Here is a 15,880-nt window from a genome sequence, read left to right on the forward strand (position 1 = left end):
TTCTAGACGGGGTGTTGACCTGAACCTGCCATTAGTGGGTCAGCCTGATTGCACTGACCCGGCGTCAGTCCTCGACGAGCGGCACGAAGCGGTAGCCGCCGTGGTCGGTTGCGCGGGTGCGCCCGTCCGGGAGGCGCTCGATCAGCAGCAGCGTCGTCCGGACGGGGATGACCATGCGGCCGCCGATCCCGACCTGGTTCACCAGCGCGCGCGGCAGCGCGGCGGCCGACGCCGACACCAGGATCCGGTCCCAGCCGTTCTTCCGCGGGTAGCCGAGCACCCCGGGCGCCGCATGCACGAGCGTCGCCCAGCCCATCCCGGTGCGCTCGACGTTGCCGGCGCCCCACTCGGCGAGCCGGCTGTCGCGTTCGACGCCGAGCACCCAGCCCTGCGGCCCTGTCAGGTAGGCGAGCAGCGCCGTCGTCCAGCCGGAGCCCGCGCCGACGTCGAGCACGCGGGCGCCCAGCGGGACGCGCAGCAGGCGCAGCATGGCGGCGACGGTGGCGGGCTGCGAGGACGTCTGGCCGCGCCCGATCGGCAGCGGCTGGTCCTGGCCCGCGAAGGGACGCTGGGAGCGCGGCAGGAAGTCGCGGCGGGGTATGGCGCGCATCGCCCGGGCGATGTCGTCGTGTTCGACCGCTGGTTCGGAGACCATCAGGTATCACCTGAGCCCAGGGTAGGCACAGGCGGGTCGCGGTCGCCAAGTGCCTGACGGCGGCAGGGTGCCGGATGAGGACTGCAGAGGTGAGCGGCAGGGGCGAGCTGCGGATGGTGGCCAAGGCCACGTGGTCACCGGTTTGAACCCCTGGAGGGCATCGCGTAACCTTGTGCTTCGGTGTGCTGTCTTGCGCACCCGTCCTGCGTGCCCATGGCGCATCGCACTCGACCGCCGCGGCGGAGCGAGTCACAGCAAAGCCGGTGAATTCCGTCGTGCGCGCACGCCAAGACTAGAGAGATGAGTTGAACGTGGTGTACGCGATCGTCAAGGCTGGTGGCCGCCAGGAGAAGGTGTCCGTCGGGACCATCGTCGTCATGGACCGTGTCCAGGCGACTGCCGGTGAGACCGTTGAGCTCCCGGCCCTCCTGCTCGTGGACGGGGAGAAGGTGACCACCGACGCGAAGAAGCTGGCGAAGGTCAAGGTCACCGCTGAGGTCGTGCGGGACGAGAAGGGTCCCAAGATCACGATCCTCAAGTACAAGAACAAGACCGGTTACCGCAAGCGCCAGGGCCACCGCCAGTCGCTGACCCGCCTCAAGGTCACCGGCATCAAGTGACTTCCGCTGCGGGCCTCCTCTGACCGAGTGAGCCCGCGCGTGATCCCGATACTTCTTCTTCTACTTCGTCCCGAAAGACAGGTCCTGAGATGGCACACAAGAAGGGCGCGAGCTCCTCGCGCAACGGTCGTGACTCCAACGCCCAGCGCCTCGGCGTGAAGCGCTTCGGTGGCCAGGTCGTGAAGGCCGGCGAGATCATCGTCCGCCAGCGCGGCACCCACTTCCACCCCGGCATCAACGTGGGCCGCGGCAAGGACGACACGCTGTTCGCCCTCACCCCCGGCGCCGTTCAGTTCGGTGCGCGTCGTGGCCGCAAGGTCATCGACATCGTGACAGTCGAGGCCTGAGTACCGGCTTCCGCGTAAGGGGGCGCACCGGTGACGGTGCGCCCCCTTCGTCTTTTTCCGAGCGGCTCGCACCGAGCAGCTCTGCCTGAGCAGTACTTGAGAGGATCGAGACATGGCCAGCTTCGTAGACCGAGTGGTTCTACACGCCGCCGGCGGTAACGGCGGGAACGGCTGCGCCTCGATCCGCCGCGAGAAGTTCAAGCCCCTCGCGGGGCCGGACGGCGGCAACGGCGGCGACGGCGGCACGGTGAAGCTGGTCGTCGACGCGAACACCACCACCCTGCTGGAGTACCACCACTCGCCGCACCGGCGAGCGACGTCGGGCACCCAGGGGATGGGCGACGACCGGGACGGCGCCAAGGGCGGCGACCTGGTCCTGAAGGTGCCGGACGGCACCGTCGTGAAGGACCTCGACGGCAACGTCCTGGTCGACCTCGTGGGTGACGGCGCCGAGTACGTCGTCGCGGCGGGCGGCAAGGGCGGCCTGGGCAACCGGGCGCTGTCGTCGCCGAAGCGCAAGGCCCCGGGCTTCGCGCTGCTCGGCGAGGAGGGCGAGACCGCCGACATCGAGCTCGAGGTCAAGACGATCGCCGACGTCGCGCTCGTGGGCTTCCCGAGCGCCGGCAAGTCGTCGCTGATCGCCGCCATCTCCGCCGCGCGGCCGAAGATCGCGGACTACCCGTTCACGACCCTGGTGCCGAACCTCGGCGTCGTGCAGGCCGGCCAGTCGCGGTTCACCGTCGCGGACGTGCCGGGCCTGATCCCGGGCGCGAGCGAGGGCAAGGGCCTGGGCCTGGAGTTCCTGCGGCACATCGAGCGGACGGCGATGATCGTGCACGTGCTGGACTGCGCCACGCTGGAGCCGGGCCGCGACCCGATCAGCGACCTCGACGTGATCGAGGCCGAGCTCGCCAGCTACTCCGGGGACATCGGCATCACGGGCGGCCGCGTGCCGCTGGGCGAGCGCCCCCGGCTCGTGGTGCTCAACAAGATCGACGTGCCCGAGGCGCGCGAGCTCGCCGACTTCGTGAAGGCCGACCTGGAGGCGCGCGGGCTGCGCGTCTTCGAGATCTCCACCGCGTCCCACGAGGGCCTGCGCGAGCTGAAGTTCGCCCTGGCCGAGGTCGTCGAGAAGGCCCGCGCCGACGCGCCCCCGCCGGAGCCCGCACCGATCGTGCTGCGCCCGCGCGCCGTGAACGAGTCGAAGTTCACCGTGCGCCGGCTGGGCGGCGAGACCGACTACTGGTTCGAGGTACGCGGCACCAAGCCGGAGCGCTGGGTGCGCCAGACCGACTTCAGCAACGACGAGGCCGTCGGCTTCCTCGCGGACCGGCTCGCGAAGCTCGGCGTCGAGGACGGGCTGTTCAAGGCCGGCGCCGTCGCGGGCGACGAGGTGCGCATCGGCGACCCGAACAACGCCGTCGTCTTCGACTGGGAGCCCACGCTGCAGACCGGTCCGGAGCTGCTCGGCGGCCGCGGCACCGACCTGCGGCTCGACCAGAACGAGCGGCCCACGCGCGGCGACAAGCGCCGCGAGTTCACCGAGCGCATGGACGCCAAGACCGAGGCCCGGCGCGAGCTGTGGACCGAGCGCGAGGCCGGCCACTGGACCGACCCGGACACCGACTGACCAGTCCGCCGAAGTAGGGCGAGACAAAACCAGGGCGAGATGTCCACGATGTCGTGAGACTTCACAGAACCAGGGCGAGAAAGAACTGCAGCGAGCCACGGTTCTATCTCGCCTTGGTTCTCGCCCTGGTTCTACTTCGCCAGGTTCTACTTCGCTCTGGTTCTCGACACTGTGCGGGTCCCGGAGCGTGAAATGACCGCGCGGTTCGGGCGGCAGTACGGAGAGGATGAGGGTGTGAACTCCCTCGACCCCTCGGTGAACCCCCACGACGCCCCGGACCTCCAGGACCGCCCGGACGCCCAGGCCGTCCCGGGCCCCCGGTCCGCGATCGCCACCGCCCGGCGCGTGGTGGTCAAGATCGGCTCGTCGTCGCTCACCGGCCCGGACGGGCACCTCGACGTCGGCGCGCTGCGCGGGGTGGTCGAGGTGCTGGCCGCCCGGCAGGCCGCGGGAGCCCAGGTCGTGCTGGTCACCTCGGGCGCCGTCTCGGCGGGCATCGGCCCGCTCGGGCTGGGCACCAGGCCGCGGGACCTCGCCACGATGCAGGCAGCGGCCTCCGTGGGCCAGGGGCAGCTCGTGGGCCGGTACCAGGAGGAGTTCGCGGCGTTCGGCATCCAGATCGGGCAGATCCTGCTCACGGCCGAGGACACCGTCCGCCGCGCCCGCTACCGCAACGCGCAGCGCGCGCTGGACCGCCTGCTGGCGCTCGGGGTCGTGCCGGTCATCAACGAGAACGACGCCGTCACCACCGACGAGCTGAAGTTCGGCGACAACGACCGCCTCGCAGCGCTCGTGTCGCACCTGGTGCGCGCGGACGCCCTGCTGCTCCTGACCGACGTCGACGGCCTGCACGACGCCCCGCCGTCACGCCCCGGCGCCCGTCGCATCCCGCTGGTCGAGGACCTCGCGGAGATCTCGGGCGTCGAGGTGACCGCACGCGGCAGCGCCGTCGGGACAGGCGGCATGGTCACCAAGCTGGAGTCGGTGCGGATCGCGACCGGCGCCGGCGTCCCCGCCGTCCTCACGCTCACCGCCAACGCGGCCGCCGCGCTCGCCGGGGACGACGTCGGCACGTTCTTCACGGCGACCGGCCGCCGCACGTCGGCGCGCCGGCTGTGGATCGCGCACGCCGCCCGCACGGAGGGCCGCCTCCACCTGGACGACGGCGCCGCGCGCGCCGTCCTCGGCGGCCGAGCGTCCCTGCTGCCCGCCGGGATCACCAGGGCCGAGGGCCAGTTCGACGCGGGCGACCCGGTCGAGCTCGTCGCGCCGGACGGCGCCGTGGTCGCCCGGGGGCTCGTCGCCTTCGACGCGAGCGACCTCCCCGCGCTGATCGGACGCTCCACCTACGCGCTGCGCGAGGAGCTGGGGGAGGGGTACGACCGCGTGGTCGTGCACCGGGACGACCTGGTGCTGGAGCCCGGCCGATGAGGCTGACCGGCCTGGTTGCACTGATCTGACCCTGACTTCGGTCCTTTGCCTCGAGATCGGTCCATCGGTTGACCGATCTCGAGGCAACGGACCGATCTCGCCGAGTTCGGTCCGTCGCCGCGCGTCCGCACCCCGGAATCGCCCTCGGTTTCCACCCTCGCCCGACGTACTCTCGGAGCATGACGATCGTGAGCCAGGACAAGGCGGCACCTACCGGAGGCGAGAGCGCCGGGGCGGCCACGCCGCCGCCGTCGGGCACCGGAGACGTCACCACCGCGGTGCGCGACGTGGCCCGGCGGGCCAAGGTCGCCTCGCGCACCCTGGCCACGGCGAACCGCATGACCAAGGACGCCGCCCTCGGCGCCGTCGCGGACGCGCTGGTGGCGGCCACGGACAAGATCGTGGCCGCCAACGCCGAGGACCTGGAGCGGGGCCGCGCCAGCGGGATGTCCGACGGGCTGCTGGACCGGCTCGCCCTGACCCCCGAGCGGATCGGGCAGATCGCGGACGCGCTGCGCGACGTCTCGGGGCTGCCCGACCCGGTCGGCGAGGTGGTGCGCGGGCAGACCCTGCCGAACGGCCTGCGCCTGCGCCAGGTGCGCGTCCCGATGGGCGTGGTCGGCATGATCTACGAGGCCCGCCCCAACGTGACCGTCGACGCCGCGGGCCTGGCCCTGAAGTCCGGCAACGCGGTGATCCTGCGCGGGGGCAGCGCGGCGGCGTCGTCCAACGCGGTGATCGTCGCGGTGATGCAGGGCGCGCTGGAGACGCGGGGCCTGCCCGCCGACCTGGTCCAGTCGATCGACGCCTACGGCCGCGAAGGCGGTGTGGCGCTCATGCGCGCTCGCGGCCTGGTGGACGTGCTCATCCCGCGCGGCGGCGCCGACCTCATCCAGACCGTCGTGCGCGAGTCCCTGGTGCCCGTCATCGAGACGGGCGTGGGCAACGTGCACGTCTACGTGGACGCGACGGCCGACGTCGACATGGCCGTGGCGATCGTGATGAACGCCAAGACCCAGCGGGTCGGCGTCTGCAACGCCGCCGAGACGCTGCTCGTCCACGAGGACGCCGCCCCGGCCTTCCTCCCGGCGGCGCTCGCCGCGCTGTCCGACGCCGGCGTGGTGCTGCACGGGGACCCGGCAGCGATGTCCTTTGCCCCCGACGGCGCCGACATGGTTCCCGCCACGGACGAGGACTGGGCAACGGAGTACCTGGCGCTGGAGCTCGGGGTGCGGGTGGTGCCGTCGCTCGACGAGGCGATCGAGCACATCCGCACCTGGTCCTCCGGGCACACCGAGGCGATCGTGACGCGGGACATCGCCGCGGCGGACCGGTTCGTCGCGGAGGTGGACTCGGCGGCCGTGATGGTGAACGCGTCGACCCGGTTCACCGACGGCGGCGAGCTCGGCCTGGGTGCCGAGATCGGCATATCCACGCAAAAGCTGCATGCGCGCGGCCCCATGGGACTGACCGAGCTCACGACCACCAAGTGGGTCGTAACGGGTGACGGGCACGTCAAGCCATGAGGGCGTGTTGGCGTCCCGGAGACCTCCCCAGGATCTCCTTGCGACCCAGTGTCGCGGTGTACTCGCCGCAATTCGTCCGTGAGAGACTAAAGCCCACCTGAGCACGTCCGACTGGGAGGAACCCCCGTGCTGCACAATGCCGTTCTGGCCGCCGAGGCCGCTTCGGAGCACGTCAACGAGCCGATCGCGCCGATCGTGCTCGGCCTGATCGCCTTCGGTGCGCTCGTGGCCGCCCTGCTCGTGACGTACGCGTTCCGCAACGTCGGCAACCGGCACTGATCCACCAGACGGGAGCCTGACGACCAGATGAGCGCACCCACCGTATGAGTGCCCCCACTGGGACCAGGCCGCGCATCGGAGTGATGGGCGGCACGTTCGATCCCATCCACCACGGTCACCTCGTGGCCGCGAGCGAGGCGGTCGCGCAGCTGGAGCTGGACGAGGTCGTCTTCGTCCCCACGGGTCGGCCGGGATTCAAGCAGCAGCAGCGGGTCACCCCGGCGGAGCACCGCTATCTCATGACGGTGATCGCCACGGCGTCGAACCCGCGGTTCACGGTGAGCCGCGTCGATATCGACCGGGCGGGCCTCACCTACACGGTGGACACCCTCCGCGATCTGCGCGCTCAACGCCCGGAGGCGGACCTCTATTTCATCTCGGGAGCAGATGCCATCCAGCAGATTCTTCGGTGGAAGGATGCCGAGAAGCTCTGGGACATGGCACACTTCGTCGCTGTCACACGGCCTGGGCACATGCTCACCGTGGACGGGCTTCCTCGGGACGGTGTGACGACGCTCGAGGTTCCTGCGCTAGCTATCTCCTCGACCGACTGTCGTCGTCGGGCCGAGGAGGGTTTGCCGGTCTGGTATCTGGTGCCTGACGGCGTGGTCCAGTACATCGCCAAGCACGGACTGTATCGAGGTCTTCACGATGAGTGACAACAAGGGTCGTCCCATGACGCGCCGCGAGATCCGCGAGCGTGAGGCTGCTGCTGCGGCCGCCGCTGCCGGCGGTGGCAGCGGTGCCAGCGGTGGCGGGTACCCGCCCCAGGGCGGGCAGCCGCCGCAGCCTCCGCACCGCGGCGCGCCCGCGCCCGAGGGCGGCTGGTCGCCGAACCCTCCCGTCGCCCGCCCCCCGCAGGCGACGGGTGGCTCGCGCGGTGTGGACGCGACCGGTCGGCTCACGCCGGTGCAGCAGCCTGGTGGTAACCCGCCGCCCTACGGGCAGGGCGGGCCCGGCCAGGGCCGGCCGGGCGCTCCGTCCGGTCCGGGCGCCCCCGGCGGCCACGGTGGCGCCCCGGGTGGTCCCGGCCAGCAGGGCGGACCGCCCAGCCCGTTCGGCTCCCGTTCGTCCGCCGCGCCCGTGGCGCCCGCCCCCCAGCAGGGCCGGTCCGGGCGGTTCGCGCCGAGTGCGCCCCAGGCCCCCGGCGGTCCCGGCAGGCCCGGTGACCCCGGTCAGACGTCGCAGTGGGGTGCCGCCGCACCCGCCCCGACCCAGCCGCCGCCGTCGCCGTTCGGCACCCGCCCCGGTGCCCCGGGTCCTGGCGTTCCGGGACCCGGCGCGCCTGGCGGCCTCGGCCAGCAGCGCCCGGGTGCCCCGGGCCGCCCGGCCGGTGCCCCGCCCAGCGGTGCGGTGTCGGGCAGCGCGCCCGCCCTCCCGTGGGAGGCAAGTACCCAGGTGGCCCCGCAGTCCTTGCCGCCTGGCGGCGCGCCCGCGGCTCCCGGTTCCCCGTTCCCCGGACGCCCCGGACCTGGCGGTCCGGCCGGGCCCGGTGGTCCCGGTGGCCCCAGCAGCGGCCCGATGGGCGGCCCCGGCCAGCAGCGCCCCGGCGCTCCGGGCCAGTTCCCTGCTGGCCCGGTCGCACCGTCCCGTGCCTCCCGCCGCGAGGTGGAGGAGGAGTGGGACGAGGAGGAGGACGAGGGTCCGCAGTACACCTGGCTGCACTACATCATCCTGGTGGTCGTGGCGTTCGTGCTGGGTCTCCTGATCTGGAAGCTCGTGCTCCAGGGCGACCAGGGCTACCCCGATACGGACCAGGCCGCGGCTCTGCTGGGCACTCTGTCGGGCGGGTTGCCCGGCTTCATGGGAGGTGGTGCGGCATGACGGCGACAGAGCGCGCGACAGAGCTCGCGATCATCGCTGCGCGGGCAGCGAGCGACATCAAGGCGCAGGAGATCATCGCGCTCGACGTGAGCGAGCAGCTCGTCCTCACCGACGTCTTCCTCATCGCGTCCGGCGCGAGCGAGCGTCAGGTCTCCGCGATCGTCGACGCCGTCGAGGAGGCGCTCTTCAAGGAGGGCGTCAAGCCGATCCGGCGAGAGGGCAAGTCCGAGGCACGCTGGGTGCTGATCGACTTCGGCGACATCGTCGTGCACGTGCAGCACGCCGAGGACCGCACCTACTACGCGCTCGAGCGACTGTGGAAGGACTGCCCGGCGATCCCGCTCCCCGAGGACGCACGCGGCGGCGGCGACGCCACCGAGTACCGCGATCCCGACGACGGCGGCGCGATCCACCTCGCCGGGGACGCGCGCCGGTGACGGCGGGAACGGTCGTCCTCCTGCGCCACGCGCGCACGGCGTACAACGCGGGCCTGCGACTGCAGGGGCAGATCGACATCCCGCTCGACGAGGTCGGCCGCTGGCAGGCGGAGCAGGGCGCGACGGCCCTCGCGGCGTCGCACAAGGCATCCCTCGTGGTGGCCAGCGACCTGCAGCGCGCCCGGGACACAGCCGCCGCGTACGCGCGGCACCTGAGCCTGGACGTCGTGACCGACGCCGGGCTGCGCGAGCGGTCCTTCGGCGGCTGGGAGGGTCTGACCGACGCCGAGATCGCCGAGCGCTGGCCGGAGGAGCACGCGGTCTGGCGCAGCGGCGGAGAGCCTGCGGCGGCGGGCGTCGAGTCCAAGGGCGTCGTCGCGCGGCGCATGGCGGAGGCCGTGCTGCGGCACGCCGACACCCTGAGCCAGGGGGAGACGCTCGTGGTGGTGTCGCACGGGTCGGCGATCACGCAGGGGATCACGCGTCTGCTGGGTCTGGACCCCGTGGCGTGGCGCGGGCTGCACGGCCTGCACAACGTGCACTGGTCGCACCTGCACGCCTCCGCGCCGGGGGCGACGCCGGCGTGGCGGCTCGTGGCACACAACGTGGGTGCCGGATACCCGCTCGACACGTGGCAGTCGGGACCGGAGTCCAGGCCCTGACGATCGGCTGCCCGGCCGGGTAACTGGCCAGGTGCTGGGCGGCGTGATGGAACGCACGCCGGTTTTGATTTGGTCCCTGGCGTCGGTCTGCATAGACTAACGACGCTCGCCCGGCCTGCTGGCTGGGGGAGACCATTTCGGGGCTGTGGCGCAGCTGGTAGCGCACCTGCATGGCATGCAGGGGGTCGGGGGTTCGAGTCCCCCCAGCTCCACCGAAGTTGAGCAGGCCGAAAGTTGCCCCACCTGATGGTGGGGCTTTTTTCGTGCCCGGGTCCGGTCCGGCCGCTCACGGCACGTACAGCTTCACCAGCCCTCGAAGCGGGCGCCAGATCACGGTCGCCGTCAACCAGACCAGGGGCTCACGCAGGGCCCGGCCGCTCAGGATGCGGCCTTCGCGCTCGTCTCGCTCGAGTTCTGCGGTGACCCGGCCCCGGACGGGACGCCAGGTCGCTGATACCGGCGCGAGGTCAGGGGCTGTGGAAGAAGCTCGCGTTGATGGCCTCGTGGACGGCGTCGGGATCAACTGGCCTATCGGGTTCGTCCCAGAACCGGAGCAGGGACACGAGGATGGGCATGATGCGCCGCCACGTCCGCGCGTCCATGACGCCGTAGAGGTCGCCCAAGCCGGGACCGAGCTCGTCGAGCACCTCCATGGATCCGGTGTGGAAGGCGAGCTCGACGCACAGGTCGCTGCACGGGCCGGCCTCGTCCCCGGTGCCCCAGCGCAGGGTGCCGTCGACCATCTGCCACAGGTCGTATCGCGTGGCCCGTTCCGGGTCGAGCTCTCGATGGTCGAGGCCTACGAGATCGCGCCAGTGCGGGTCGGTCGCGAGGAAGTCATGCAGCTGGGCCATCCCGCGGAAGAGCCACACCCGGCCGTCGACAGCCGGAAACTCCATGTGTTCCACCCGCAGGTAGCGATCCAGCTGGCGGAGAGTGAAGCCGGAGCCCATGCCGGGCAGGTCGATACGCACGAGTTCGGGCACCCGCGAAGTCTGGTCGGATCAGCAGGTGCGCACAAGGCGCGCCGCGGACGGCGGCGCCCGCCCCGTGTGTCGACGATCACCGTGGCGGCTCGTTGACCTCAACCGCAGTTGAGGTTCTAGCGTCGGAAGCATTCGACGAGAGGACGAGGAAATGCCCGTCTACACCCTGCCTGACCTGCCCTACGACTACGCGGCGCTCGAGCCGCACATCAGCGGGCGGATCATGGAGCTGCACCACGACAAGCACCACGCCGCGTACGTGGCCGGCGCCAACGCCGCGCTCGACGCGCTGGCCCAGGCCCGCGAGACCGGCGACCTCGCCGCAGTGAACCTGCACGAGAAGAACCTCGCGTTCAACCTGGGCGGGCACACCAACCACACGGTGTTCTGGCACAACCTCTCGCCCGACGGCGGCGGCGAGCCGGACGGCGAGCTCGCGGCGGCGATCATCGACCAGTTCGGCAGCTTCGCGGCGTTCAAGGCGCACTTCGCGGCGGTGGCCACCGGCATCCAGGGCTCCGGGTGGGCAGTGCTCGGCTGGGACAGCATCGGCGGGCGGCTGCTGGTGTTCCAGCTGTTCGACCAGCAGGCGAACGTGCCGCTGGGCGTCACCCCGCTGCTGATGCTCGACATGTGGGAGCACGCGTTCTACCTGGACTACCTCAACGTCAAGGCCGACTACGTCAAGGCGTTCTGGAACCTGGCCAACTGGTCCGACGTCGCCGGGCGCCTCGACCGGGCACGCGCGGCCACCGGGAGTCTCATCACGGCGGCGTGACCGCTGAGGAGTCCGCCCTGGTCGGCGGCGTCGCGCGGCCGGCTGGCCGCTTTGGTCCGACGGGCCGAATTGGTCTAGGCTTGCGACGCTCGCCCACCAGGGCGAACACCTGTTGGGGCTGTGGCGCAGCTGGTAGCGCACCTGCATGGCATGCAGGGGGTCGGGGGTTCGAGTCCCCCCAGCTCCACCAATTCGATTCTCACAAATTACATACGCGCACGAACTCCTCTTTCGAGGCCCCGACCAGGTTTCCTGGGTGGGGCCTCTTTGGCGTTCAGGGCGCGGATCCACTAGAAGAAGGCGGGACATGGACGAGCTGCTGATTGAGTTCTGTCGAACCGGGACACTGGGGCCGCTGGTCCTGGGCATGTCCCCGGACGACGTCGTCGAACGGATCGGAGAGCCGCGCAGGATCAAGAGCGGGCAGGGCGACGACTGCTTCCAGTTCTACCGCTACTCTCCGCTCGAGCTCACGATGAGATGTTTCATCAGGGAGCCCAAGATCCGCCGTGGTGCTGCGCGCGACACCGCGCTGGCCTCCATCACGATCGAACTCCGTGGTGATGAACCGCTGGTCCTTCCCGAGGTCATCGCCGACCGGCCCATAGCTGCCCCACCGCTGCGGCTGGTGGACGCGCACCGCATCCTCGCCGACCGCGGCGTCGAGATGGTTCGCGATCCCGACATCGACCAGATGCTGAAGCGGCCCCTCGACGAGGCGCGCGTCCTGGTGGTCAGCGATGCTGACGGGTTCGTGGACGAGATCTCTGCCAGGTGGCGGCCCTGGCCCGGCGGCTGGTTCTACTCCGAGGAGAACGAGACGGGCTTTTGGGTGACCGGGGGGCCGCCGTCGGCGTAGTGTGAACGACCGATGTCAGAGAAGACTGATTTCAAGAAGAGCCTCGACGCCTACCAGGCGAAGGTGGGCCGGTTCCGGATCGTCGATGTCCCTGACCTGCAATACCTCATGGTCGACGGGCACGGGGACCCGAACACCTCGCCGGCCTTCACCGAAGCGGTCGAAGCGCTCTACCCGGTGGCCTACACGCTGAAGTTCGCGAGCAAGCGGGAGCTCGGCCGCGACTACGTCGTCATGCCGCTGGAGGGGCTGTGGTGGGCCGAGGACATGGCCTCCTTCACCGCCGCACGCGACAAGTCGCGCTGGGACTGGACGCTGATGATCATGCTGCCGGACTGGATCGACCGGGAGATGTTCGCCGCTGCCGTCGAGCAGGTCCGGGGGAAGAGTAACCCGGCTCGGCTCGGCGACGTCCGCCTGGAGACGCTGTCCGAGGGGCGCTGCGTGCAGACGCTGCACGTCGGCTCCTTCGACTCGGAGGCGGAAGTGCTCGCGCGGATGCACGACGAGTTCATCCCCGACAACGGGCTCAGCAGGGTCGGCAGGCACCACGAGATCTACCTCAGCGACTTCCGCAAGACTGCGCCCGAGAAGCAGCGCACGATTCTCCGGCAGCCGGTCAGCGCCTCCGCCGGGTAGCACGGCGCCCAGCAGCGGCTCACCGCGCGGTTCCGACGGCGTCGGCCACCGCCAGCACGGCCGCTCGTGTCGGTGCGTGGACCCGTACCTCGATCCTGTGCACGAGCCGCGGAGCGGCGAGCGGCACGATCGCGAGGCCGGCGGGCGCGCCGGTGGTTGCGGGTGCGGCGTGCAGCCCGTGGCCCGCGCGGACCAGGGCCGCGACGGTTTCCGCCGAGGTCCCGGTGTAGGTGGCGCCGCGCCGCAGGCGGAGCCGGGCGGCGGAGGAGAGGTCCGACGTCGAGCAGGCGGTGCCGGACGTGTCCAGCCACCGCGCGTCGGTGAGGGTCGCCAGGTCGAGCCCTTCCCGCCCCGCCAGCGGGTGGTCGGCCGGGAGGAGCGCCCCGACCGGCGCCTCAGCCACGACTCTGACGACCAGGTCCGGGCCGGATCCGGGCAACGGGTCGCCCGGCGCGGCGATCCCGTCGACGACGGCGACGTCCGCCCGCCCGGACGTGAGGGCGGCGGCCGCCGCGGCGGCGTCGTCCACGACGACGGCGGCGAGCCGGCCGGTCACCGGGACGAGGTGCTCCGTGCCGGGCGTGACCGCCACGGATACTGGCGCGTTCGCGTCCCGGCCCGTCACCCGGGCGACCGCGGCTCGCGCGGCCTGCTCGTGCGCCAGGATCTGCCGGGCGTGCCGGAGGAACTCCCGGCCGGCCGGCGTCGGGGCGACCGTCGGACGCCGGGTGAGCAGCGGGGTCCCCGCCGTCTTCTCGAGGCCGGCGATGTGCTGGGAGACGGCGGACTGGGTGAAGCCCAGGCTCCTGGCGGCGCGGGAGAACGAACCGGTCTCGACGACGGTGGCCAGGCTGAGCAGGGCGCGGGTGTCCACGGGGCCAGTATCTCCCTGGCCCATCAGAGATCCTGATCCCGGCATCGGTATTCATCGTTGGACGTGATGCGCCGCCCGGCCACAGCATGGGCGCATGAATCCCACCCGCATCGCACTGATCGGGGACCGCTCGACGGCGGTCCGTGCCCACGAACGGATCCCGCAGATCGCCTCCCGGTACGACGACGTCGACCTGCACTGGCTCCCGACCGCGGAGCTCGTGCCCGCCGAGGTGACCGCGTTCGACGGCGTCTGGGTGGTCCCCGGCTCCCCGTACGCCGACGAGGCCCGCGTCGTCGACGCGATCCACGCTGCCCGGACGGGCGGCGCGCCGCTGCTCGGTACCTGCGGCGGCTACCAGCACATGGTCCTGGAGTTCGCGCGCAACGTGGTTGGTGTCGCGGCGCGGCATGCCGAGAGCCCGGTCGCAGGCGAGGCGGGCGCTCATGAGGCGGGCGATGGCGACGCGGGTGGTGCCCCGGCGTCGACCGCGCTCATCACCGAGCTGGCGTGCTCGCTCAAGGGCCGCAGCGGGCAGGTCGACGTGGTGCCGGGGAGCAGGGCCGCGGCAGCCCTCGGCGAGCGGAGCTTCGAGCGCTTCCACTGCTCCTTCGGGCTCACCGCAGCCGACGCCGAACCCCTGGTTGCGGCCGGGCTGGTGCTGTCGGGAACGAGCCCCGAGGGTGAGCCCCGCGTGGTCGAGCTGCCCGGGGACGCGTTCTGGCTGGGCACCGCCTTCCAGCCCGAGCTCGCCGACGCGCAGCCGCACGCCGTCGTCGACGGGTTCGTCACCGCGGCCCGGGGGCGGGCGCGGCGGCGCCTGGCGGAGCGCCTCGCCGAGAGCCCCGCCGCAGGCGTTGGCGCAGGCCTTGGCGCGACGGCCGGCCGTTGAGGTACGTGACGGTGCCCGGGTACGGCGGTTCCGGGGCCGACCACTGGCAGACGCACTGGGAGCGCGAGCTGCCGGCCACCAGGTTCCGGCCCGCTTCCTGGGACGAGGCCGACGCCCAGGACTGGGCCGACGCCCTGACCCGCGCCGTGGAAGACGAGGAGGGTCCGGCGGTGCTCGTGGCGCACAGCCTCGGCTGCCTCGCGGCCGCCTCATGGCTCGCCGAGCAGGGTCCGGGCGAGGTGGTCGGCGCGCTGCTCGTTGCGGTCCCTGACCCAGCGGGTCCGGCGTTCCCGGCCTCCGCTACGGCGGGCGGCTTCCGGGTCGTCCGATGTCGGCTGCCGGTCCCGGTCACCGTCGTCGTCTCGGACGACGACCCGTACGCATCCGCGGACTGGACCCGAGGGCTGGCCGCCGCGTGGGGAGCCGAGGTGGTCGGGATCGGCGCGGCCGGTCACGTGAACGGCGCGAGCGGCCTCGGTGCCTGGCCCGCGGGGCGGAAGATCCTGCGGCGGGTCAGCCCCGCAGCTCCTCCACGGCGGCGCCCGGCTGCTCGGTGAGCTCCGCCGCGTCCTGCGTGGCGGCCCAGGAGGCGAGCAGCGCCAGGCTGTCCGCGGCCGGTGAGCCGGCGGACGCCGTGTAGACGTTGAGCACCAGGCCGGGCTCGGACGGCAGCTCCATCGACTCGAAGTTCAGGTCGAGCCGGCCGACCACGGGGTGCCGCAGGCGCTTCTGGCCGCTGCGGTGCAGCCGCACGTCGTGCGACGCCCACCGCTCGCGAAACAGCTCGCTCTGCGTCGACAGCTCGCCGATCAGCGCGATCAGGTCCGGGTCGTGCGGATTGCGCCCGGCCTCGATCCGGAGGTAGGACGCTGAGTCCTTCGCGACGGTCTCCCAGTTCACGAAGAAGTCCCGGGCGGCCGGATCCAGGTAGACGAACCGGGTGGTGTTCGCCGGGCGCCGCGGGTCGGCGAGGATCGGCGCGTACAGGGCCCGGCCGAGGCGGTTCATCGCGACGATGTCGTGCCGGCCGTTGCGCACCCACGCGGGCGCGTCGCTGATCGCGTCGAGCACCTGCTGGACGGCGGGGCGCACGGAGGTAGGGGCCCGCCGACGTCGCACGCGGCTCGATCCCGCCGTGCGGGCGAGCGTGAAGAGGTGCTCGCGCTCGGCCTCGTCCAGCTGCAGCGCCCCGACCAGGGCGTCCAGCACGCCGTCGGAGGCGCCGGACAGGTTCCCGCGCTCCATCCGCACGTAGTAGTCGACCGAGACCCCCGCCAGCATCGCGACCTCCTCGCGACGCAGGCCCTTGACCCGGCGGTTGCCGCCGTAGGCGGGCAGCCCAGCCTGTTCCGGTGTGATGCGCGCCCGCCGCGAGCTGAGGAACTCGCGGACCTCGGCGCGATGGTCGATCTGTCCCATGCACCCACGGTAAGCCGGGCCG

Annotated in this window: 19 protein-coding genes and 2 tRNA genes; 17 read left to right on the top strand and 4 right to left on the bottom strand. The window is 72.0% G+C overall.

Annotation, left to right across the window (positions count from 1 at the left end; genetic code table 11):
• Positions 1-64: 64 nt before the first annotated feature.
• Positions 65-655 (bottom strand): protein-L-isoaspartate O-methyltransferase, encoded by a 591-nt coding sequence (locus tag C8K30_RS22475; protein WP_108495113.1) that lies wholly within the window; start codon positions 653-655, stop codon positions 65-67.
• A 311-nt stretch (positions 656-966) separates the two neighbouring features.
• On the opposite strand from C8K30_RS22475, the gene rplU reads away from it, so the two are divergent.
• From rplU to C8K30_RS22525, 11 genes are all read left to right on the top strand, one after another.
• Positions 967-1,275: a 50S ribosomal protein L21 gene (gene rplU, locus C8K30_RS22480; protein WP_108495114.1), complete on the top strand. Its 309-nt coding sequence runs from the start codon at positions 967-969 to the stop codon at positions 1,273-1,275.
• Positions 1,276-1,364: 89 nt separating this feature from the next.
• The gene (gene rpmA / locus C8K30_RS22485) at positions 1,365-1,622 is read left to right on the top strand and encodes a 50S ribosomal protein L27 (RefSeq protein ID WP_108495115.1); all 258 of its coding nucleotides are present in this window, start codon (positions 1,365-1,367) and stop codon (positions 1,620-1,622) included.
• Positions 1,623-1,734: 112 nt separating this feature from the next.
• Positions 1,735-3,252 (top strand): GTPase ObgE, encoded by a 1,518-nt coding sequence (gene obgE / locus C8K30_RS22490; protein ID WP_108495116.1) that lies wholly within the window; start codon positions 1,735-1,737, stop codon positions 3,250-3,252.
• A gap of 234 nt (positions 3,253-3,486) precedes the next feature.
• Positions 3,487-4,683 (top strand): glutamate 5-kinase, encoded by a 1,197-nt coding sequence (gene proB, locus C8K30_RS22495; protein ID WP_108495250.1) that lies wholly within the window; start codon positions 3,487-3,489, stop codon positions 4,681-4,683.
• Between the two features lie 179 nt (positions 4,684-4,862).
• Positions 4,863-6,209, top strand: a complete 1,347-nt coding sequence (locus C8K30_RS22500) for a glutamate-5-semialdehyde dehydrogenase (protein WP_233257374.1) — start codon at positions 4,863-4,865, stop codon at positions 6,207-6,209.
• A 126-nt stretch (positions 6,210-6,335) separates the two neighbouring features.
• On the top strand, positions 6,336-6,488 hold the full coding sequence (locus C8K30_RS31025; RefSeq protein WP_199230643.1) for a hypothetical protein: 153 nt from the start codon (positions 6,336-6,338) through the stop codon (positions 6,486-6,488).
• 44 nt (positions 6,489-6,532) lie between these two features.
• Positions 6,533-7,147, top strand: coding sequence for a nicotinate-nucleotide adenylyltransferase (gene nadD, locus C8K30_RS22505; protein WP_108495117.1), 615 nt, complete (start codon positions 6,533-6,535; stop codon positions 7,145-7,147).
• Entirely contained in the window at positions 7,140-8,312 is a 1,173-nt protein-coding gene (locus C8K30_RS31700) for a hypothetical protein (protein ID WP_146197565.1), read from the top strand. The genes nadD and C8K30_RS31700 overlap by 8 nt, the downstream gene beginning before the upstream one ends.
• Positions 8,309-8,749 (top strand): ribosome silencing factor, encoded by a 441-nt coding sequence (gene rsfS, locus C8K30_RS22515; RefSeq protein ID WP_108495119.1) that lies wholly within the window; start codon positions 8,309-8,311, stop codon positions 8,747-8,749. The genes C8K30_RS31700 and rsfS overlap by 4 nt, the downstream gene beginning before the upstream one ends.
• Complete coding sequence (locus C8K30_RS22520) at positions 8,746-9,411, top strand: histidine phosphatase family protein (protein WP_108495120.1); 666 nt, start codon at positions 8,746-8,748, stop codon at positions 9,409-9,411. The genes rsfS and C8K30_RS22520 overlap by 4 nt, the downstream gene beginning before the upstream one ends.
• A 139-nt stretch (positions 9,412-9,550) precedes the next feature.
• Positions 9,551-9,623: transfer RNA gene (locus C8K30_RS22525), tRNA-Ala, on the top strand.
• A 255-nt stretch (positions 9,624-9,878) separates the two neighbouring features.
• Here the strand turns inward: C8K30_RS22525 and C8K30_RS22530 are convergent.
• Positions 9,879-10,397: a hypothetical protein gene (locus tag C8K30_RS22530; protein WP_108495121.1), complete on the bottom strand. Its 519-nt coding sequence runs from the start codon at positions 10,395-10,397 to the stop codon at positions 9,879-9,881.
• A 151-nt stretch (positions 10,398-10,548) separates the two neighbouring features.
• Here C8K30_RS22530 and C8K30_RS22535 point away from each other — a divergent pair, with 151 nt between their 5' ends.
• The 4 genes from C8K30_RS22535 (at position 10,549) to C8K30_RS22550 (ending at position 12,673) form a co-directional block, all read left to right on the top strand.
• Positions 10,549-11,175: a superoxide dismutase gene (locus C8K30_RS22535; RefSeq protein ID WP_108495122.1), complete on the top strand. Its 627-nt coding sequence runs from the start codon at positions 10,549-10,551 to the stop codon at positions 11,173-11,175.
• A 114-nt stretch (positions 11,176-11,289) separates the two neighbouring features.
• Positions 11,290-11,365: transfer RNA gene (locus C8K30_RS22540), tRNA-Ala, on the top strand.
• A 117-nt stretch (positions 11,366-11,482) separates the two neighbouring features.
• The gene (locus tag C8K30_RS22545) at positions 11,483-12,034 is read left to right on the top strand and encodes a hypothetical protein (protein ID WP_108495123.1); all 552 of its coding nucleotides are present in this window, start codon (positions 11,483-11,485) and stop codon (positions 12,032-12,034) included.
• A gap of 12 nt (positions 12,035-12,046) precedes the next feature.
• The gene (locus tag C8K30_RS22550; protein ID WP_108495124.1) at positions 12,047-12,673 is read left to right on the top strand and encodes a GyrI-like domain-containing protein; all 627 of its coding nucleotides are present in this window, start codon (positions 12,047-12,049) and stop codon (positions 12,671-12,673) included.
• A gap of 19 nt (positions 12,674-12,692) precedes the next feature.
• Here the strand turns inward: C8K30_RS22550 and C8K30_RS22555 are convergent, their stop codons facing one another.
• On the bottom strand, positions 12,693-13,547 hold the full coding sequence (locus C8K30_RS22555; RefSeq protein ID WP_199230644.1) for a LysR family transcriptional regulator: 855 nt from the start codon (positions 13,545-13,547) through the stop codon (positions 12,693-12,695).
• Positions 13,548-13,641: 94 nt separating this feature from the next.
• On the opposite strand from C8K30_RS22555, the gene C8K30_RS22560 reads away from it, so the two are divergent.
• Positions 13,642-14,439 carry a hypothetical protein gene (locus tag C8K30_RS22560; RefSeq protein WP_108495126.1) on the top strand — a complete coding sequence of 266 codons (798 nt, stop codon included), beginning with the start codon at positions 13,642-13,644 and terminating at the stop codon, positions 14,437-14,439.
• A gap of 5 nt (positions 14,440-14,444) precedes the next feature.
• A complete protein-coding gene (locus tag C8K30_RS22565) occupies positions 14,445-14,996 on the top strand; it encodes an alpha/beta hydrolase (RefSeq protein WP_233257384.1) in 552 nt (183 codons plus the stop codon).
• Here C8K30_RS22565 and C8K30_RS22570 read toward each other — a convergent pair.
• Positions 14,953-15,858 carry a helix-turn-helix transcriptional regulator gene (locus C8K30_RS22570; RefSeq protein WP_108495128.1) on the bottom strand — a complete coding sequence of 302 codons (906 nt, stop codon included), beginning with the start codon at positions 15,856-15,858 and terminating at the stop codon, positions 14,953-14,955. The genes C8K30_RS22565 and C8K30_RS22570 overlap by 44 nt on opposite strands.
• Positions 15,859-15,880 lie beyond the last annotated feature (22 nt).

It is taken from the genome of Promicromonospora sp. AC04 (assembly GCF_003058225.1).
In the GTDB taxonomy this organism is placed as follows: Bacteria; Actinomycetota; Actinomycetes; order Actinomycetales; family Cellulomonadaceae; genus Promicromonospora.